The sequence below is a fragment of the Pseudomonas sp. Tav-5-1A genome, assembly GCF_055755055.1.
Window position 1 is genome coordinate 2723991 of record NZ_CM146901.1, and the last position, 18476, is coordinate 2742466.

16 protein-coding genes and 2 pseudogenes are annotated in these 18476 nt (G+C 65.9%); 10 read left to right on the forward strand and 8 right to left on the reverse strand.

Annotated elements, in window-relative coordinates:
- Positions 1 to 189: 189 nt before the first annotated feature.
- Together AC0J42_RS12510 and AC0J42_RS12515 are read left to right on the forward strand one after the other, a co-directional pair.
- Positions 190 to 801 (forward strand): annotated as a pseudogene (locus tag AC0J42_RS12510) (PAS domain-containing protein); the annotation flags it as partial.
- Positions 802 to 954: 153 nt separating this feature from the next.
- A pseudogene (locus AC0J42_RS12515) lies at positions 955 to 1386 on the forward strand (methyl-accepting chemotaxis protein); the annotation flags it as partial.
- Between the two features lie 89 nt (positions 1387 to 1475).
- Here AC0J42_RS12515 and AC0J42_RS12520 read toward each other — a convergent pair.
- Positions 1476 to 2378, reverse strand: coding sequence for a sugar phosphate isomerase/epimerase family protein (locus tag AC0J42_RS12520; RefSeq protein WP_473006369.1), 903 nt, complete (start codon positions 2376 to 2378; stop codon positions 1476 to 1478).
- 120 nt (positions 2379 to 2498) lie between these two features.
- Between AC0J42_RS12520 and AC0J42_RS12525 the strand changes: the two genes are divergently transcribed.
- The 3 genes from AC0J42_RS12525 (at position 2499) to AC0J42_RS12535 (ending at position 7327) form a co-directional block, all read left to right on the forward strand.
- Positions 2499 to 3536: a LacI family DNA-binding transcriptional regulator gene (locus tag AC0J42_RS12525; RefSeq protein ID WP_473006370.1), complete on the forward strand. Its 1038-nt coding sequence runs from the start codon at positions 2499 to 2501 to the stop codon at positions 3534 to 3536.
- Between the two features lie 388 nt (positions 3537 to 3924).
- A complete protein-coding gene (locus AC0J42_RS12530; RefSeq protein WP_473006371.1) occupies positions 3925 to 6348 on the forward strand; it encodes a glucose/quinate/shikimate family membrane-bound PQQ-dependent dehydrogenase in 2424 nt (807 codons plus the stop codon).
- A 100-nt stretch (positions 6349 to 6448) separates the two neighbouring features.
- A complete protein-coding gene (locus tag AC0J42_RS12535) occupies positions 6449 to 7327 on the forward strand; it encodes a pirin family protein (RefSeq protein WP_473006372.1) in 879 nt (292 codons plus the stop codon).
- Between the two features lie 375 nt (positions 7328 to 7702).
- Here AC0J42_RS12535 and AC0J42_RS12540 read toward each other — a convergent pair whose 3' ends face one another.
- Positions 7703 to 8356 carry an O-methyltransferase gene (locus tag AC0J42_RS12540; protein WP_473006373.1) on the reverse strand — a complete coding sequence of 218 codons (654 nt, stop codon included), beginning with the start codon at positions 8354 to 8356 and terminating at the stop codon, positions 7703 to 7705.
- A gap of 91 nt (positions 8357 to 8447) precedes the next feature.
- On the opposite strand from AC0J42_RS12540, the gene AC0J42_RS12545 reads away from it, so the two are divergent.
- The 3 genes from AC0J42_RS12545 (at position 8448) to AC0J42_RS12555 (ending at position 9967) form a co-directional block, all read left to right on the forward strand.
- Positions 8448 to 9092, forward strand: a complete 645-nt coding sequence (locus AC0J42_RS12545) for a TetR/AcrR family transcriptional regulator (protein ID WP_473006374.1) — start codon at positions 8448 to 8450, stop codon at positions 9090 to 9092.
- Between the two features lie 117 nt (positions 9093 to 9209).
- On the forward strand, positions 9210 to 9452 hold the full coding sequence (locus AC0J42_RS12550; protein WP_416423869.1) for a type II toxin-antitoxin system MqsA family antitoxin: 243 nt from the start codon (positions 9210 to 9212) through the stop codon (positions 9450 to 9452).
- A 113-nt stretch (positions 9453 to 9565) separates the two neighbouring features.
- Positions 9566 to 9967: a DUF1801 domain-containing protein gene (locus AC0J42_RS12555; RefSeq protein WP_473006375.1), complete on the forward strand. Its 402-nt coding sequence runs from the start codon at positions 9566 to 9568 to the stop codon at positions 9965 to 9967.
- Positions 9968 to 10003: 36 nt separating this feature from the next.
- Here the strand turns inward: AC0J42_RS12555 and AC0J42_RS12560 are convergent, their stop codons facing one another.
- From AC0J42_RS12560 to AC0J42_RS12570, 3 genes are all read right to left on the reverse strand, one after another.
- Positions 10004 to 10642, reverse strand: a complete 639-nt coding sequence (locus AC0J42_RS12560; RefSeq protein WP_416423871.1) for a 3-oxoacid CoA-transferase subunit B — start codon at positions 10640 to 10642, stop codon at positions 10004 to 10006.
- Between the two features lie 8 nt (positions 10643 to 10650).
- Positions 10651 to 11346, reverse strand: coding sequence for a 3-oxoacid CoA-transferase subunit A (locus AC0J42_RS12565; protein ID WP_416423872.1), 696 nt, complete (start codon positions 11344 to 11346; stop codon positions 10651 to 10653).
- Between the two features lie 242 nt (positions 11347 to 11588).
- Positions 11589 to 14141 carry a sensor domain-containing protein gene (locus AC0J42_RS12570; protein WP_473006376.1) on the reverse strand — a complete coding sequence of 851 codons (2553 nt, stop codon included), beginning with the start codon at positions 14139 to 14141 and terminating at the stop codon, positions 11589 to 11591.
- A 142-nt stretch (positions 14142 to 14283) separates the two neighbouring features.
- Between AC0J42_RS12570 and AC0J42_RS12575 the strand changes: the two genes are divergently transcribed.
- Complete coding sequence (locus tag AC0J42_RS12575) at positions 14284 to 14694, forward strand: RidA family protein (protein ID WP_416423874.1); 411 nt, start codon at positions 14284 to 14286, stop codon at positions 14692 to 14694.
- Between the two features lie 162 nt (positions 14695 to 14856).
- Positions 14857 to 15360: a GNAT family N-acetyltransferase gene (locus AC0J42_RS12580; protein WP_416423875.1), complete on the forward strand. Its 504-nt coding sequence runs from the start codon at positions 14857 to 14859 to the stop codon at positions 15358 to 15360.
- Positions 15361 to 15425: 65 nt separating this feature from the next.
- Here AC0J42_RS12580 and AC0J42_RS12585 read toward each other — a convergent pair whose 3' ends face one another.
- From AC0J42_RS12585 to AC0J42_RS12595, 3 genes are all read right to left on the reverse strand, one after another.
- Entirely contained in the window at positions 15426 to 16328 is a 903-nt protein-coding gene (locus AC0J42_RS12585; protein ID WP_473006377.1) for a LysR family transcriptional regulator, read from the reverse strand.
- Positions 16329 to 16490: 162 nt separating this feature from the next.
- Positions 16491 to 17474, reverse strand: coding sequence for an aldo/keto reductase (locus tag AC0J42_RS12590; protein ID WP_473006378.1), 984 nt, complete (start codon positions 17472 to 17474; stop codon positions 16491 to 16493).
- Between the two features lie 153 nt (positions 17475 to 17627).
- Entirely contained in the window at positions 17628 to 18416 is a 789-nt protein-coding gene (locus AC0J42_RS12595) for an NAD(P)H-dependent oxidoreductase (protein WP_473006379.1), read from the reverse strand.
- Between the last annotated feature and the right edge of the window lie 60 nt (positions 18417 to 18476).

Sequence of the window (18476 nt, forward strand, 5' to 3'; positions counted from 1 at the left end):
AGCCGCCGAACGGTGCTTATCCCCCGAAAAACCTCGCCGATACTCTCCTTACCACAAGGAGGTCATCGGCTCATGTTCAACACCCAAATAAAAAAGCAGCTCGCTGAACAATCGGCCGAACTCGATGAGCTGCGCCAGCTCGTCGACGGCTTGCAACGGGAAATGCTGACGCTGAGCCTCGACCCGCAGATGCGCATCGACGACTGCAACGAGGGGTTCGCCAAGGCGCTGGGCTATTCGGTGGCGCAACTGGTGGGGCGGCCCATGGCCGAGATCGTACCCAGCTACGTGTCCAAGCTGCCGTGCTACCACAGCCTGATGGCCGCCATTGGCTCGGCCCGCTCCATCACCGATGACTACCGCTTCCTGCGCGCCGACGGCGTGCTGGTGTGGATACGCGCGCACTGGCAGCCGATCAAGGACGCCAGCGGCACCCTGACCCACATCCGCTGCTTCGCCAACAACATCACCGCCAACATCGAGAAGGCCGCCGAAAGCACGTCCTTTATCGACGCGTTGCTGCGTTCCACGGCGGTGATCGAGTTCGACCTCAAGGGCAACGTGCTGTCGGCCAACGACCAGTTCCTGCGCGCCATGGGCTACACCCTGGCCCAGGTCAAGGGCCAGCACCACCGACAGTTCTGCACCAGCGAGGAGACCAACTCGCCCCGGTACGCCGAGTTCTGGGCCACCCTCAACCGTGGCGAGTTCGTCGCCGGGCGCTTCAAGCGAGTCGACGCCCACGGCCACCCGGTGTGGCTGGAAGCCACCTATAACCCGGTGTACGACCCCGAGGGCAAGCTGTGCAAGGTGGTGAAATTCGCTACCGTGGTCAGCGATCAGGTGGCGCGCGAGGAGGAAGTGAACGCCGCCGCCCACACCGCCTACGGCATCTCCCAGCAGACCGACGTCACCGCCCAGCGCGGCGCCGTGGTGGTCAACGACACCGTGCAGACCATGCGCAAACTGGCCGATGACATGCAGTCGGCGTCCACCGGTGTCGAGGCCCTGGGCAAGCAGTCGCTGTTGATCAGCTCGATCATCCAGACCATCAGCAGCATCGCCCAGCAGACCAACCTGCTGGCCCTCAACGCTGCCATCGAGGCAGCGCGGGCCGGGGAGCAGGGCCGGGGCTTCGCGGTGGTGGCCGATGAAGTGCGGCAGTTGGCCGGGCGCACCAGTACCGCCACCGAGGAAATCGCCGCCGTGGTGCAGCAGAACCAGACCCTGGTGGAAGGCACCGTGCGCGAGATGGCCCACAGCAAGCAGCAGGCCGAGCAGGGCGTGCAACTGGCCAGCCAGGCCGGCGAGGTGATCGTCGAAATCCAGGAAGGCGCGCGCAAGGTGGTGGACGCAGTAGGGCGGTTCGCGCACCAGTTGAGTTGATGCACGCGTTGTTGTGGGAGCTGGCTTGCCAGCGAGCTGTCAAGGCCTGAAAAGCTCGCTGGCAAGCCAGCTCCCACACTGCTCATGACTTAACGGAAGTACTTATCCACGTACCGCTGGATCTCCTGGCGCATGAAGCGCCCGGAGTCGTCCGCGCGCTCCTCCCAGCCAAACACGCAGGCGGTGACGATGCCGTCGAACCCGGTGCGCGCCAGCTCGCCGAAGAACACGTCCCAGTCGATCTCGCCCTGGTGCATGTCCATGTGCTGGTGCACCGTCACCTTTGCCCCCGGCGGGTTGATGATGTAGCGCAGCCCTGACGACGCCTTGTGGTTGTAGGTGTCGGCGATGTGCACGTGGTTGATCAGCGTGCCGGCCTGGCCAATCATGCCGGCCATGTCGTCGCCGAAGTGAAAGGTGTGCGGCGCGCAGTACAGGAACCTGACGTTGGCCGAGCCCACGGTCTTGATGATGTCCAGCGCCGGGTTGAGGGTCTCGCACCAGTCCTCGGGGTGCGGCTCGACGTTGAGGGTGATGCCCTCGCGCTCCAGGATCGGCACCAGTTCCTCCATCGACCGCCACCACGCCGCCTCGCTGGACTCGTGGCTGTGCACGCCACCGCAGCAGCTGACGCTGTGGCCGCGGTCGGGCGAGGGGCCGCGGCCGAACTCGGAGTTCATGGTCTGGCAGCCCATCTCCACCGCCACCTCGATGGCGCGCTTCCAGTGTTCAACCGCCGTGCGGCGCTCGTCTTCGTGGGGGCTGGCCCAGCGGTACATGGGCAGCAGGGAGGCCAGTTGCACGTTGTGGTCGCGCAGGGCCTGCTTGAACTCGGCGATGCGCTCCTTGTGCGCGCGCGGGTGCACCCACCAGGGCAGGAAGTCATCGCGGGGCGACAGCTCCAGGTACTCGAAGCCCAGCTCGGCGCTCTTGCGGCACAGCGCTGGCAGGCTCAGGTGGCGGTGCATATACGGGTCCAGGGCGATTTTCATGGCGGCGCTCCATTGTTTTTATTCTCCGGGCTGATGCTAGGCGGGCCAGGCGCGGGGCGCCATGAGCCGCTGGCTTAATGTGTCAGAACCTCTCATGATGCGGGCAGGAGGTGTCAAGACATGTCAGAGCCAACCCAGTACACCCGCCGCCCGACCATGGCCGATGTCGCCCGTGAAGCCGGGGTCAGCCTGTCCACCGTCGACCGGGTGCTGAACCTGCGCGCTGATGTGCGCGCCGACACCGCCCAGCGCATTGCCGAGGCGGCGAACAAGGTTGGCTTCCATGCCAAGGCGGTGATCGAGCAGCGCCTGCTGACCAACCGGCCCACGGTGCGCCTGGGTTTTCTGCTGCACAAGAGCGGCGTCGCGTTCTACCAGGGGCTGGCCCAGGCGCTGTCGGCAGCCGCCGTCAACTACGCCCATGCCCGCGTTCGCGTGGTGATTGCTTACCTTGATGAACTGGACCCGGCCAAGGTCGCCGAGCGCATCCTGGCCCTGCGCGGGCAGGTGGACGGCCTGGGCGTGGTGGCCGTGGATCACCCGCTGATCCGCGCGGCCGTGGCGCGCCTGGGCGACAGCGGCGTGGCGGTGGTGGCGCTGGTGTCGGCGCTGTCGGCGGCGGCGGGCGCCGGTTACGTCGGCGTCGATAACCGGCGCATGGGCCGCACCGCTGGCTGGTTCGTCTCGCAGCTGGCCAGGCAGCCGGGGCCGGTGGCGGTGGTGCTGAGCAGCCAGAGCTTCCAGTGCCAGGAGCTGTGCGAACTGAGTTTTCGCAGCTACCTGGCCGAGCACTCCCCGGAGTGGGAGCTGCTGGCCGCGCGGCTGACCCTGGAAGACGACGGCTTCGCCTACGGCAACACCCTGGACCTGTTGATGGGCACGCCGGACCTGGCCGGGCTGTACGTGGCCGGCGGCGGCATTGCCGGGGTGGTGCGGGCGTTGCGAGAGCTCAAGGCGCGGGGCGCGCGCTTGCCCATCGTGGTGTGCCACGAGGTCACGGCCTTGACCCGCGAGGCGGCAGCCGAGGGCCTGCTGCACGCGGTGCTGTCGCAGCCGGTGGCAGCGCTGGCCGAACGCGCCGTGGCGGCGCTGGCGCAGCCGGTAGCCGGCCAGACAGTCATCGTGCCCCTGCAAGTCGACGTCCGCGAAAGCCTATGACAACCCGTAGCAGCGGCCCCAGGCCGCGTCCCGCCATTACGCGGTGCACCTGGAAAACCGTGGCGTTCGCGGACGCGGCCTGGGGCCGCTGCTACGGGGCGTGGCGCCCCATTGTTACCATCCAAACAACAGTGTTTCTCCCCCGATCAAATGACAACTTGTCGCAGGGACGTGATTTTTTGGTATGCTTACATTCAGTAACTAACTGATTAGTTAATTGCGTTTAAGTGGTCACCGACCCAAGCTGGCGAGTCGCATCGCCCAGGGCGGTGCGCAGACCTTGCAAGCCCCACGGTGAACATTGTCAAGGCTTTGGCTTCCAAAAGCCGAGGCCTCCACTACTCTTAAAACTTCCCCGCAACGTTCATGCGTCAGTAGGATCATGTACATGACTAACACTCGAACTTCGGCAAACGTCAGCCGCTGGCCCGCATGGGTCGCCGGTCTGGGCGTGCTGGTTTTTGCACTTCTCTACATCGGGCTGGGTGGTTACCTCGCGTCCGTTGGCGGTAGCTGGTACTTCGTACTGGCCGGCGTCGGCATGCTGGTTTCCTCTGTCCTGCTGTTCAAGCAGCGCCTGGCCGGTGCCTGGCTGTTCGCCGTTGTAATGGTGGCCAGCGTCATCTGGGCCATCGCCGATGCCGGCTTTGTGTTCTGGCCTCAGGTGTCGCGCCTGTTCGCCCTGGCTGTCCTCAGCCTGGTGGTAGCACTGGTCTACCCGACCCTGCGCAAGGCCAATGGCCTGGCCGGTGGCAAGGGTGGCTACGCGCTGGGTGGCCTGCTGGCTGTCGGCGTGGTGGCCGGTGCCTATGGCATGTTCATCCCGCATGACTCGGTGTCCCCGACCGGCGACGGCCCAGGCCTGACCAAGGTTGACCCGGCTCACGCCCAGAAAGACTGGAAACACTACGGTAACGATGAAGGTGGTGGCCGCTTCGCCGCGCTGGACCAGATCAACCGCAGCAACGTTTCCAAGCTGGTACCCGTGTGGACCTACCACACCGGTGACGTGGCCGTCAGCGACGGCAACGGTGCCGAAGACCAGGACACCCCGCTGCAGGTTGGCGACAAGGTGTTCATCTGCACCCCGCACAACAACATCATCGCCCTGGACGCCGACACCGGCAAAGAGCTGTGGAAGCGTGACAACCACGCCCAGAGCAAGGTCTGGCAGCGCTGCCGTGGCCTGGCGTACTTCGACGCCACCGCCGCTGTCGCCGCGCCTACCGATGGCAGCACGCCAGCCGCCGCCGTTTCGGTTGCCCCAGGTGCCATGTGCCAGCGTCGCCTGCTGACCAACACCATCGACGCCCGCCTGATCGCAGTTGACGCCGACACCGGCGAGTACTGCAAGGACTTCGGCAACAACGGTCAAGTCGACCTGAAAGCCGGCCTGGGCGACGTGCCTGACTCCTACTACCAACTGTCCTCGGCACCGCTGATGGCCGGTACCACCGTAGTAGTGGGCGGCCGTGTAGCCGACAACGTCCAGACCGACATGCCTGGCGGCGTGATCCGTGGTTTCGACGTGGTCACCGGCCAGATGCGCTGGGCGTTCGACCCGGGCAACCCGGAAGACAAGAAGGCCCCGGAAGCTGGCAAGACCTACGTGCGCAGCACCCCGAACAGCTGGGCGCCGATGTCCTACGACCCGGCCATGAACACCGTGTTCCTGCCGATGGGCAGCTCGTCCACCGACATCTACGGTGTAGAGCGCAGCAAGCTGGACCACAAGTACGGTGCCTCGGTACTGGCCTTGAACGCCACCACCGGCGAAGAGAAGTGGGTCTACCAGACCGTCCACAACGACCTGTGGGACTTCGACCTGCCGATGCAGCCTAGCCTGATCGACTTTGCCAAGCCTGACGGCACCAAGGTCCCTGCCGTGGTGATTGGTACCAAGGCTGGCCAGATCTACGTGCTGGACCGCCACACCGGCAAGCCGCTGACCGAAGTCAAAGAAGTACCGGTCAAGGCTTCCAACATCCCGAACGAGCCGTACTCGCTGACCCAGCCGAAATCGGTTGGCATGCCGCAGATCGGCGCGCAGACCCTGACCGAATCGGACATGTGGGGTGCCACGCCGTTCGACCAGATGCTGTGCCGTATCGCCTTCAAGAAAATGCGCTACGACGGCCTGTACACCGCACCGGGCAGCGACGTGTCGCTGAGCTTCCCAGGTTCGCTGGGTGGCATGAACTGGGGCAGCATCTCCACTGACCCGGTACACGGTTTCATCTTCCTGAACGACATGCGTCTGGGCCTGTGGAGCCAGATGGTGCCACAACAGAAAGACGCCAAGGCCTCCTCGGGTGGTGAAGCACTGAACACCGGCATGGGCGCTGTACCGCTCAAAGGCACCCCATACGCCGTGAACAAGAACCGCTTCCTGTCGGTAGCCGGCATTCCTTGCCAGGCACCGCCGTTCGGTACCCTGACCGCCGTTGACATGAAGACCCAGAAGATTGCATGGCAAGTGCCGGTCGGCACCGTGCAGGACACTGGCCCGATGGGCATCCGCATGCACCTGCAACTGCCAATCGGCATGCCAACCCTGGGCGGCACCCTGTCCACCCAAGGTGGCCTGGTGTTCATCGCCGGTACCCAGGACTTCTACCTGCGTGCGTTCAACACCGCCAACGGTGAAGAAGCCTGGAAAGCCCGCCTGCCAGTCGGCAGCCAGGGCGGCCCGATGACCTACGTTTCGCCGAAAACCGGCAAGCAGTACATCGTCATCACCGCCGGCGGCGCTCGCCAGTCGACCGACCGTGGCGACTACGTGATCGCTTACGCGCTGCCTGACAGCAAGTAAGACCCTCGCGTGAAAGCCCGCTGTCGCCCCCAGGGTGGCAGCGGGTTTTTTTATGCGTGGCCACTGGCGTACCATTTGATTTTTACCGCGAGGCGCACCCATGACCAGCCGCACCGTCGCTGCGAGCCACCCGGCCTACCGGGATGACATCGCCGACCTGATTACCCGCCGGCCATTGCCCGGCCCGGGCCTGGAACAGGTCGACCCGTTCCTGTTCCTCAACCACCACGGCCCGCAGGTGTACGCGCCGAACAACAACGGCCTGCCGTTCGGCCCGCATCCGCACCGCGGTTTCGAGACCGTGACCTTTATCCTCACCGGCAACCTGGCGCACTACGACACCGGCGGCCACGAGAGCGTGATCGAGGCTGGCGGCGTGCAGTGGATGACCGCTGGCAGCGGCCTGATCCACGCCGAAGTGTCGCCACCCAGCTTCAAGCAGAGCGGCGGCCCGCTGGAGATCCTGCAGCTGTGGGTGAACCTGCCGTCGAAGTTGAAAATGACCGCGCCGCGCTACACCGGCGTGCAGGCCGATGGCATTCCGGCGCTGCTGGTGGCCGACGGCAAGGGCGTGCTCAACCTGATTGCCGGCCAGTTCCAGGGCACCCAGGGGCCGATCCCGTCGCTGACCGGCGTGTTCATGAGCACCCTGCGCCTGCAGGCGGGCGCCCAGGTGCAACTGCCGGCCCCGGCCACGCGCAGCGTGTTCCTGTACGTGGTCAGCGGCCAGGTGAGCATTGGCGGCACGCCGGTGAAGCCGTGGCACCTGATCAGCCTGAACGCCGACGGCGACACCCTGGCCATCGACGCCAGCAGCGACGCCGTGCTGGTGTTCGGCCACGCCGACCCGATCGACGAACCGGTGGTGGCCCACGGGCCGTTCGTGATGAACACCCGTGGCGAGATCGAGCAGGCCATCCGTGATTACCAGGCAGGCAAGTTCAATGGCGATGGCAAGCTGCTGGAGGTGGGGCAGTAACTGTCTTGAAATGGCGCCGTCTGCATCGCGACTAAAGTCGGCTCCTACAGCGTTCGTGGTAGGAGCCGGCCTTGGCCGCGAGGCAGGCCACGCGATCCAAGCGGTTACGCATTCGCGTAGCAGCAACTGTCTTGTGGGAGCTGGCTTGCCAGCGAGCTTTTATGGCCCCAACAGCTCGCTGGCAAGCCAGCTCCCACAGGATGTAGCAGCTGCCGCAGGCGGCGTCTTGCACGCACGGTGCGCCAGCCCCTGCGCAGCGGCTACAACAAACCCGCGTAGCAGCTGCCGAAGGCTGCGTCCGGCAACGGCGCGGTGTGCCTGGGGATGCGCGGTGTGTTCGGACGCGGCCTGCGGCGGATGGCCGCCCCGCCGCTGCTATAGGGCGCGCATCGACAGCTCCACGTCCTCGGCGAACGGCAGCGACAGGTAGCCGCTGGCCGTGGAGCGCACCTTTGCCAGGTACTCGGGGCTGTGGTCGGCGTTGTCGGCGACGATCAGCGCGCCGGGCTTCAAGCGGCTTTCCAGCAGTGCCAGGATCTCCGGGTACAGCGCCTTGGCGCCGTCCAGCAGCACCAGGTCGATCTGCGCAGGCAGGTCGCGGCTCAAGGTCTGCAGGGCATCGCCGTCGCGGATTTCCACCAGGTCCAGCAGCCCGCCGGCGCTCAGATTCTGCCGGGCGATGGCGACCTTGGACGCTTCGAACTCGCTGGTGATCAGCCGGCCGCCGCCGTTGTCCCGCAGGGCTGCGGCCAGGTGCAGGGTAGACAGCCCGAACGAGGTGCCGAACTCGACGATGGTCGTCGCCTGGCTGCTGCGCGCCAGCAGGTACAGCAGCTTGCCGGTGGCGCGGGACACGGGCAGGGCGAAATCCTTGAGGCGGCTGTACAGCTCGCGGTAACCGGTCTTGCTTTGCATCAGCTGCGCCAGCTGCTCGGCTGGCAGCTGCGACATGTCCGGGTGGTAGGCTTCGGCTTCGTCGAACAGGCGCTCCAGCAGGGCGGCGAGGGGCGCGCAAGTCAGAGTATTCATCGCATTCTCCAGGGTGAGTGTGCAGCGGTGTGGGTGTGGGTCTAGAATGCGATCAATCCATCACATTTTCTATTCGCATTCCCGAGCCCCCATGAGCGAACGCCCCGCACCCCCGATTTCACAGCGCAAACAGCCGCGCCAGGCCCGTTCCACCGAGCTGGTGGCGGTCATTCTCCAGGCCGCCACTCAGGTTTTGGCCCAGGAAGGTGCCCAGCGTTTCACCACCGCGCGGGTGGCGGAGAAGGCCGGCGTGAGCATCGGCTCGCTGTACCAGTACTTCCCCAACAAGGCCGCGATTTTGTTCCGCCTGCAAAGCGAGGAATGGCGCCAGACCAGCGACCTGCTCAGCGCCATACTCGCCGACGCCGCCACACCGCCCTTGCAGCGCCTGCGGCAGTTGGTGCACGCGTTCATCCAGTCCGAATGCGAAGAAGCCGCCATGCGCGTGGCCCTGGACGACGCCGCCCCGCTGTACCGCGACGCGCCCGAAGCCCAGGCGGCGAGGGCGGCGGGCGAGGGCGCGTTCCAGCGCTTCCTGCTGGAGGTGCTGCCGCAGGCTGACGACGCTACGCGTGGGCTGGCCGGGGAGCTGCTGCTCGCGACCTTGAGCGGGGTGGGCAAACGATTTTCCGAAACCCCGCGTACCCCGGCGCAAATCGAGGCGTATGCAAAGGCGATGGGGGATATGTTTTGTGCGTATTTGATGGGGTTGGGAGGCTCGGACCCTACGGGGTGAATGCAGGCGCCGACCCGTAGTCGTATTGTCTGTTGCAACGAAAACTGACAATACCGGACTATTGCCCAAGCGGACTATCAGGTTACTGTCGGGCGCCTCGTTCAAGGAGCGTTGACCATGAAGTGCCCTATCTGTAGCCATACAGAGCTGGTCTCCGGCATCTTCGACCTACCCTATACCTATAAGGGCAAGACGACCTATATCGTCGCTGTCCATGCTGAGCGCTGCGCGCGGTGTGAAGAAATAATACTGGGGGCGCAGGAATCACAAAGAGTCAGCGAGTCGATGCTGGCGTTCCGAAAATTCGATACCCTTGTGGGAGCTGGCTTGCCAGCGAGCTTTTCGGGGCCCATAAGCTAGCTGGCAAGCCAGCTCCTGCCCCCGAATTTTCCTGCATTGCCTCAACGTGGCCAATCCAGCTTGGCCGCGTCTACAAACTATGCTCATAGGCATGTTCGTATCGGAGCCCCCGCATGACCGACGCTGCCGACACCCCCAGCCCCTCAAGCCTCATCGACGCCCGTATCCACGACCTCGCCGACTGGCGCGGCGCAACCCTGGCCCAAGTGCGGGCGTTGATCAAGGCGGCGGATCCGCAGGTGGAAGAAACCTGGAAATGGCGAGGCGTGCCGGTGTGGGAGCACGACGGCATTCTGTGCACCGGGGAGACGTACAAGCAGGCGGTGAAGCTGACGTTCGCCAAGGGCGCGGCGCTGGAGGATCCGGCGGGGTTGTTCAATGCCAGCCTGGACGGCAATGTGCGGCGGGCGATTGACCTGCGCGAGGGGGAGGCTGTGAATGAGGAGGCGTTCAGGGCGTTGATTCGCGCGGCGGTGGCCTTGAATCAGCAGAGCAGGCGCTCCAAACGCTCGTAGCCGCAGCCTGGCGGCAGCGGCTACGAGGGTTTTCGCTTACTTGATCAGCGGCACGCCGCTCAGCTTCTCCAGCTCTTCAAAGCTGATGTCCGCGACGATCTCGCGCACTTTCAGGCCGTCGCTGGTGACGTCCAGAATGGCCAGGTCGGTGTAGATGCGGCTCACGCAACCAATGCCGGTCAGCGGGTAGGTGCACTCGGGCACCAGCTTGCTTTCGCCGGTCTTGGTCAGGTGGTCCATCATCACGAACACTTCGCGTGCGCCGGTGGCCAGGTCCATGGCGCCGCCCACGGCCGGGATCGAACCCTCGGCGCCAGTGTGCCAGTTGGCCAGGTCGCCCTTGACCGACACTTGGAAGGCGCCCAGCACGGCGATGTCGATGTGGCCGCCGCGCATCATCGAGAACGAGTCGGCGTGGTGGAAGAAGGCGCCGCCAGTCAGCAGGGTCACGTGCTGCTTGCCGGCGTTGATCAGGTCGTCGTCCTCTTCGCCTTCGGCCGGGCTTGGGCCCATGCCCAGCACGCCGTTCTCGCTGTGCAGGAACACTTCCTTGTCGCCCAGGTAGTTGGCCACCAGGGTCGGCACGCCGATGCCCAGGTTGACGTAGGCGCCTTCTTTGATGTCTTCGGCCACGCGTTGGGCCATTTCGTTACGCGAGAGTTTTTTCAGGGTCATGGCGGGCCTCAAACGGCTTTGGCGGTCGAAGAAACAGGGTAGGTCGGCACGGCGACCACGCGCTGGACGAAGATGCCCGGCGTGATGATGTGCTCAGGGTCCAGTTCACCCAGTTCGACGATTTCATTGACCTGCGCGATGGCGGTCTTGGCGGCCATGGCCATGATCGGGCCGAAGTTGCGCGCGGCCTTGCGGTACACCAGGTTGCCCCAGCGGTCGCCCTTGTAGGCTTTGATCAGCGCGATGTCGGCGTGCAGCGGCATTTCCAGCACGTAGTTGCGGCCGTCGATGACGCGGGTTTCCTTGCCTTCGGCCAACAGGGTGCCGTAGCCGGTTGGCGAGAAGAACGCACCAATGCCCGAGCCTGCGGCGCGGATGCGCTCGGCCAGGTTACCCTGGGGTACCACTTCCAGCTCGACCTTGCCGGCGCGGTACAGCTCGTCGAACACATAAGAGTCGGACTGGCGCGGGAACGAACAGATCACCTTGCGCACGCAGCCGGCTTTCAGCAGCGCGGCCAGGCCAACCTCGCCGTTGCCGGCGTTGTTGCTGATGATGGTCAGGTCGCGGGCACCGGTGGCGATCACGCCATCGACCAGCTCCGAAGGCATGCCGGCGGTGCCGAAGCCACCCACCATGATGACCGAACCGTCGGCAATCCCTTCCACCGCGGCAGCGACGGACTCAAACGTTTTATTGATCAAAGCGAGCTCCTGGTTTTTCCTGGAGTGTGAATGAGTCAAGGCACGGGCCACGGGCAATGGCCACGTCTTCTTGTTATCAATTTAGCCGAAGCGCTGTCGGCAGCGACGCCAGGCGCCCAATGGGCGGCGCTTGGCGTCATGGCTATAGCGTGCCGCAAAACGGGGGTGGGGGGAGAGTGCCTGAAGCTGAATTGGTGCGATTATCGGACTGTTGTGCGATATAAGGCCGCTTTTTACCGCCTTCAGCTCATTGACGGCGCCTGGCGCCGCGCCCATTGCTTGAGCCACGCCTCCAGCGCCGCGGGCGCCAGGGGCGGCGAGAACAGGTAGCCCTGGCCCACTGGGTAGCCTTGTTCCTGCAGCCGCGCGCGCTGCGAGTGGGTTTCGATGCCCTCGGCCACCAGGGTCAGGTGCAGGCTTTGGCCCACCCCCAAAATGGCCTGGCTGAGCGCGCGGGCGGCCTCGCTGTGGTCAAGGTCGGCGACGAAGCTGCGGTCCAGTTTCAGCTCGTGGAAGGGCAGGCGCCGCAGGTAGCTGAGGCTGGAATAGCCGGTGCCGAAGTCATCCATGGACAGGCGGATGCCGCGCGCCTGGATGCGCTGGATGGTGTCCAGGGTGCTGGGGTTGCTGTCCAGCAGGATACTCTCGGTGAGTTCGATGATCAGGTCCTTGGGCGCCAGGTGGTGGCGGTGCAGCAGGGCGTCCACCAGCGTTGCCAGGTCCAGGCGGTGGAAGCTCACCGAGGACAGGTTGACCGCCACCGACGGCACGTCCACACCCTGGGCACGCCAGGCCGCCAGTTGCCGGCAGGCCTCGTCCAGGGCCCAGCGGCCCAGCTCGTCGATCAGCCCGCTTTCCTCGGCCAGCGGGATGAAGCGGCCTGGCGGGATGTCGCCCAGCTGCGGGTGGCGCCAGCGCGCCAGGGCCTCGACGCCGTACAGGCGGCCGCTGGCCAGTTCGACCTGGGGTTGGTAGTGCAGGTGCAACTGGCGGTGGGCGATGGCCTGGCGCAGCGCCGACTCCAGCGCCAGGTGCTCGCGGGCGACGCTGTTCATCTCGTGGCTGAAGAAACGGAAGGCGCCGCGGCCGCTGTTCTTGGCCTGGTGCATGGCGATGTCGGCGCGGTGCAGCAGGCTTTCCATGGTGGCGCCGTCCAGCGGGTACAGGGCGATGCCGACGCTAGCGGTAATGCTCAGGCTGGTCTGGGCGATGGTCATGGGTTGGCTGAGCAGCGCCTGCAGGCGCTCCACCGTCAGGGCGGCGTGCTCAGCATCGCCGTCGGTGAGCAGCACCACGAATTCATCGGCCGACAGCCGCGCGGCAATGTCGGCCTCGGTCAGCTCGTGGCGCAGGCGCGCGGCCACTTGGCGCAGCAGCTCGTCGCCAGCCGGGTGGCCCAGGGAGTCGTTGACCTGGGTGAAACGGTCGAGGTTGATGAACAGCACCGCCACCGGGTGCGCCTTGCCGGCACCGCTGGCGATGATGGCATCGGCGCGGGTCTGCAGGAAGGTGCGGTTGGGCAGGCCGGTCAGGCCGTCGTAGAACGCCAGCTGGCGGATGCGATGGCGCGACGCGTCGCGCTCCAGCGCCAGGGCGCAGAGGTTGGCGCAGGCGTCCACCAGGCGCTGGTGGAAGGCCTCGGCGTGGGCGTTGCGCGGCGCATGGAAATAGAAAGCGAAGGTGCCGATGGGCTGGCCTTCGCTGTTGCGAATGGGCGTTGACCAGCTGCCGATGATGCCCAGCGGCAGGGCCAGGTAGAGGAAGTCGGCCCACAGCGGGTCTTCGGCGATGTTGTCGATGCGCACCGCTTCGTTGCGCCAGGCCGCGGTGCCGCACGAGCCCACCTTGGGGCCGATGCTCAGGCCGTTGAGCTGGCGGCAGTATTCGGGGTCCAGGCTGGGCGCGGCCAGTGAGTGCAACTGGCCCTGGTCGTCCACCGCCAGGATCGACGCGGTGACCTCGGGGGCGATGCGTTCCACCTCAAGGCAGATAAGCTCCAGCACCTCGGTCAGCGGTTGTTCGCGCGCCACCGCTTCCAGCACCTGGTGCTGCAGGGCGCGGTGGATCTTGCTCTCGGTGATGTCGGTGAACAGGGTGACGGTGTGCTGCAGGCGGCCGTTGTCATCCACGATCGGGCTGCTGGTCATGCGCGCCCAGTAGCGTTGGCCCTGCTTGCCGGTGACGATAGCCTCGCGATGGCCGCCGTCCTCGGCGCTGGAGTCCTCGCGCGGCGCCAGCAGCTGGGCGGGGTCGCAGCCCCAGACCTCGTGGTCGCTCCAGCCGAACATCTGCCGGAAGCCGCTGTTGGTGTAGGTGATCAGCCCTTGGCGGTCGGTGATCACCGCGGCGGTGTCGCTGACCTCGGCGGCGATCGACAGCAGCTTCAGGCGCTCCTGCTGGGCGTGTTCCTGCTCCAGCCGCGCGGTGATGTCGGTGGCGATCTTGAGGATCTGCGCCACCTGTCCGTTTTCATCCAGCACCGGCAGGTAGGTCGCCTCCAGCCAGCAGCTGCTGCCATCACGGCGCAGCCGCTCGGCGACGCCCGAGCGCGAGCCGCCGTCGCGCAGGCTCTGCCAGAACGCTGCATATTCGGCGCTGTTCACCAACGTTGGCGGGCAGAACGCGCTGTGATGGCGGCCGCGCAGGTCCACCCCGCCATAGCCCAGCAGGGCCTGGTAGTTGGCGTTGGCGTCGAGCAAGGTGCCCTCGGGGCTGAACCAGGCCATGGCCATCACCCGGTGCAGGGCGGCCAGTTGGACGGCGTTGGCGGTGACGCTTGCGGTATCGGGTGTCATGTGCACGGCCTGCTTGCGGCAAACGGAAGGCTGCCGGCATCCGTGCCGCTCATGAGTGCTGAGTATAGCGCCGGGTTTATGCCGTGGCTGCAGGACGGCGGCGTGCAATACTGCCGTTTCATTTTGTCAGGGAATACACGCCATGAGCCGCAGCGCCTTCGAACTGTCCAACCCACCGGGCCTCTACGACCCCGCCCCGAACGCCTATTCCCACGTGGCCAGCGTGCCCACCCAGGCGCGCATGATCTTCCTGGCCGGGCAGGGCGGCGAGGACCGCGACGGGGTGCTGCCCGCCGACTTCGCCGCGCAGGCGCGCCAGGCCCTGGCCAACGTGCAGGTGGCGCTGCAATCCCAGGGCGCGACGCTGGCCGACGTGTTCAAGCTGACCCTGCTGATCGTCGACCACGACGATGCCCGGCTGCGCGCCTGGGTGGCCGCGGCGGACGAGGCCTGGGGCACGGCCATGAAGCCTGCCTGCACGCTGATCCCGGTGCCGCGCCTGGCGCTGGAAGGCATGCTGATCGAGGTGGAGGCCATGGCCGCGTTGGCTTGATGATATTTGCCCATGGCAATGCGCGGCGCTTTTGTAAACAATAGCGCCCTGCAAAACCGCGCGGCCCGTTCGGGCCCGCGCCATGGTCATTTTTACCGGGAACTCCATGCCTTCGATTTTCGCCTGCCACGCGCCATGCTCTCCTGCCCGGGAGCTCCAGCCATGAACGATTTCACCGTCGAGCTGCTGCCCACCCAGGTGGACCAGGCGCAGCTGATCCGCAACCTGTACCAGTTCTACGCTTACGAGTCTTCCGACTGGGAGCAGGAGGACGTCGACGACGACGGCCGCTACTACATCCACGACGAACACCTGATGCGCTACTGGCACGAGCAGGACTGGAGCGCCAACCTGCTGCTGGTCAACGGCTGCGTGGCCGGTTTCCTGCTGGTGGAGCGCAGCGAGCTGCCGGGCATCGACGCCCTGGAGCTGGCCGACCTGTTCATCCTCAAGCGCTACCGCCGCAAGGGCATTGGCAAGGCGTTGGTCACCCAGGTGCTGATGGGCGGCCACGAGAACTGGCTGGTGCGCTACTACCGCCAGGATGATGCGGCCATGGCGTTCTGGGACTCGGTGCTGGAAGAACTGCCGCGCCCGGCGCGGGCCATCGAGCTGGATGACGAGCCGGATCTGGCGAATTTCCTGGTCACCCGGGTGATGCACTGACGCGGCCTTTGGCCGCTGCTACAGGAGCCCCATCTACCGCCCCGTAGCAGCTGCCGCAGGCTGCGTCACAGGGACGGGGCAGGGTGCCGCAAAGCCTCGACCAACAAGGCGAACGCCGGCGAAGCCTGGCGCCGGCTGGGGTAATACAGGTGAAAGCCGGCAAACGCCGGGCTCCAGTCCTCCAGCACGCGCACCAGTTCACCGCGCTGGAAATAAGGCGCGCACAGGTCTTCCGGCACGTAGCTGAGCCCCAGCCCGTCCACTGCCGCCGCCAGCAACTGGTAGACGCCGTTGTGGATGACCTGCCCGGTCACTTTCACGTTCAGGCTTTCGCCGCCCTTGGCGAACTCCCAGGCGTATAACCCGCCGTGGGTGGCCAGGCGCAGGTTGTTGCACGGGTGGGCGGTGAGGTCGCGGGGTGTCAGCGGCTTGGGGTAGCGGGCGAAATGCTCGGGCGTGCCCACCACCGCCATGCGCATGTCGGCGCTGATGCGCGTGGCGATCATGCCTTCGGCCACCTGCTCGCCCAGGCGCACGCCGGCGTCGAAACCCTGGGCGGCGATGTCCACCAGGCCGTTGTCGCAGCACACCTCGACCTTGATGTCCGGGTACTGCTGCAGGAAAGTCCTGAGCCTGGGCCGCAGCACCGTATCCAGGGAGTAATCCGAGGCGTTGATGCGCAGGTTGCCGGCGGGGCGGTCGCGCAGGTCGCTGAGGGCGGCCAGCTGGATCTCGATTTCCTCGAAATGCGGGCCTACGGTCTGCAACAGCCGTTGCCCGGCCTCGGTGGGCGACACGCTGCGGGTGGTGCGAATCAGCAGGCGCAGGCCCAGGCGCGCTTCCAGGCCACGGATGGTGTGGCTGAGCGCCGATTGCGACACGCCGATCTTGGCTGCCGCCTTGGTGAAGCTTCGCTCGCGGGCCACCGCGAGAAAGGCGAGCAGGTCGTTGGCGTTCTCGCGCAGCATTGAGGCGATTCCTTCATGGACAATCCCGGATTCTAGCAAGGTGTGACGGACGCCACCTCCTTGTAGCCGCTGCCGCAGGCTGCGCTGGGCCTGTGCCTCGCTGAATATCTTCAGTGTTCTAAGGGGCCAGCGCAGCCTGACGGCAGCGGCTACGGTCGGAGGTCAGCCGCCTACGCGCTTCTGCAAATGGGCCGGGTAGCGGTCACCCACCACGGTGATACCGTCCAACGCCACCTGGATGGCTGCCAGGTCGTCGGCGCCCAGCACCACGCTGGCGGCACCGGTGTTTTCCTCCAGGCGATGCAGCTTGGTGGTGCCCGGAATCGGCACAATCCACGGCGCCTGGGCCAGCAGCCAGGCCAGGGCGATCTGCGCGCGGGTGGCCTGCTTGCGCTCGGCGATCTGCCCCAGCACCTCGACCAGCGCTGCGTTGGCCTTGCGGTTGTCTTCGCTGAAGCGGGGCACCTGGTTGCGGAAGTCGCTGGCGTCGAAGGTGGTGGTCTCGGTAATGGCGCCCGTCAGGAAGCCCTTGCCCAGCGGGCTGAACGGCACCAGGCCGATGCCCAGTTCGGCCAACGTCGGCAGCACCTCGCGCTCGGGCTCGCGCCACCACATCGAATACTCGCTTTGCAGCGCCGCCACCGGCTGCACCGCGTGGGCACGCCGGATCGAGCCGACCCCGGCCTCCGAGAGGCCGAAGTGCTTGACCTTGCCCTCGGCGATCAGGTCCTTGACCGCGCCGGCCACGTCTTCCATGGGCACGTTGGGGTCGACCCGGTGCTGGTAGAACAGGTCGATGCGGTCGGTCTTCAGGCGCTTGAGCGAGGCTTCGGCCACTGCACGAATGCGCTCGGGGCGGCTGTTGAGCGGCTGTTTGGAGTCGCCGTTCTCAAAGCCGAACTTGGTGGCGATGATGACCTGGTCGCGGAACGGTGCGAGGGCTTCGCCCAGCAGTTCCTCGTTGGTGAACGGGCCGTAGCATTCGGCGGTGTCGAAAAAGGTCACGCCGCGTTCAAAGGCGGCGCGCAGCAATTGCACGCCGGTGGCGCGGTCGACGGCGGGGCCGTAGCCGAAGCTCAGGCCCATGCAGCCCATGCCCAGGGCCGAGACCTGCAGGCCGGTGCTGCCGAGTTGGCGGGTTTGCATGGTGGGTGCCTCCTGGTGGGTGAGCAGCCCATGCTACAAGCCGCGGCGGCGCTGATTAAGGCGCCCCTGCAGGATTAACTTATGAGCCTGGCTCATGAATGTAGCAGCGGCCGCCAGGCCGCGTCAGGGCCGGACGCGGCCTGGCGGCCACTGCTACGGGCGGTGGGGGATCACGTGGGCGTGGAAGCCGGTCTGGCCGGGCGCCACGTCATCGCGCAGCGTCAACTGCGGAATCTGGTAATCCCCGCCGTTCTGCGTCCGGAACGCGATCGGCGTCTCGCTGAACAACGTATCCAGCCGCTGCCCCAGGGCATGGGCCAGCGTGGCATAGCGGTCCTCGTCCACGCGGCTGGTGCGGTGCACCAGGAACGGCGGCAGCACGTCGAAGCCGGGGTAGTGCAGCATGCCGTGGTGGATGGGGAACAGCAGGTCGGCCATGGGCCCGTTGATACCGCGCTCGCTGTAATGGGACTCCCAGCCACCGCTGGTCACCACTAGCATGGCGCGTTTGCCCTGCATTGAACCCTCGCCGTAGCGGTTGCCCCAACGGGTGTCGGAATGTTCGCCCACGCCGTAGGCAAAACCGTAGGCGTACACCCGGTCGAACCAGCCTTTCATGATCGCCGGCATCGAGAACCACCACAGCGGGAACTGGAAGATCACCGCATCGGCCCATAAAAGCTTCGCCTGTTCGGCGGCGATGTCGGCACTTTGCTGGCCGTTGGCGAAGGCGTGGCGGGACTCTTTCGAGGCGTCGAAGTGCAGCGGGTCCAGGCGCTGCTGGGTGTCGTCGGCGTCCAGCGTGGTCTTCCAGTGCATGGCGTACAGGTCCGAGACCTGCACCTGGTGGCCGGCCTGCTGCAGGTGGGCGACGCTGAAATCCTTCAGCGCGCCGTTGAGGGATTTGGCTTCGGGGTGGGCGTAGACAATCAGAATGTTCATGGTCAGGTCCGGGCGGGTGGGGTTGGGGCTATCCTCGCGCCGGCTGGGGTATAGTGGAAA

Coding starts and splice junctions, on each gene's coding strand:
- AC0J42_RS12595 (WP_473006379.1), bottom strand. CDS start 18,416: ATGAACATTCTGATTGTCTACGCCCACCCCGAAGCCAAATCCCTCAAC.
- AC0J42_RS12560 (WP_416423871.1), bottom strand. CDS start 10,642: ATGACCCTGAAAAAACTCTCGCGTAACGAAATGGCCCAACGCGTGGCC.
- AC0J42_RS12575 (WP_416423874.1), top strand. CDS start 14,284: ATGAGCCGCAGCGCCTTCGAACTGTCCAACCCACCGGGCCTCTACGAC.
- AC0J42_RS12585 (WP_473006377.1), bottom strand. CDS start 16,328: ATGCTGCGCGAGAACGCCAACGACCTGCTCGCCTTTCTCGCGGTGGCC.
- AC0J42_RS12545 (WP_473006374.1), top strand. CDS start 8,448: ATGAGCGAACGCCCCGCACCCCCGATTTCACAGCGCAAACAGCCGCGC.
- AC0J42_RS12520 (WP_473006369.1), bottom strand. CDS start 2,378: ATGAAAATCGCCCTGGACCCGTATATGCACCGCCACCTGAGCCTGCCA.
- AC0J42_RS12590 (WP_473006378.1), bottom strand. CDS start 17,474: ATGCAAACCCGCCAACTCGGCAGCACCGGCCTGCAGGTCTCGGCCCTG.
- AC0J42_RS12570 (WP_473006376.1), bottom strand. CDS start 14,141: ATGACACCCGATACCGCAAGCGTCACCGCCAACGCCGTCCAACTGGCC.
- AC0J42_RS12535 (WP_473006372.1), top strand. CDS start 6,449: ATGACCAGCCGCACCGTCGCTGCGAGCCACCCGGCCTACCGGGATGAC.
- AC0J42_RS12555 (WP_473006375.1), top strand. CDS start 9,566: ATGACCGACGCTGCCGACACCCCCAGCCCCTCAAGCCTCATCGACGCC.
- AC0J42_RS12580 (WP_416423875.1), top strand. CDS start 14,857: ATGAACGATTTCACCGTCGAGCTGCTGCCCACCCAGGTGGACCAGGCG.
- AC0J42_RS12540 (WP_473006373.1), bottom strand. CDS start 8,356: ATGAATACTCTGACTTGCGCGCCCCTCGCCGCCCTGCTGGAGCGCCTG.
- AC0J42_RS12530 (WP_473006371.1), top strand. CDS start 3,925: ATGACTAACACTCGAACTTCGGCAAACGTCAGCCGCTGGCCCGCATGG.
- AC0J42_RS12525 (WP_473006370.1), top strand. CDS start 2,499: ATGTCAGAGCCAACCCAGTACACCCGCCGCCCGACCATGGCCGATGTC.
- AC0J42_RS12550 (WP_416423869.1), top strand. CDS start 9,210: ATGAAGTGCCCTATCTGTAGCCATACAGAGCTGGTCTCCGGCATCTTC.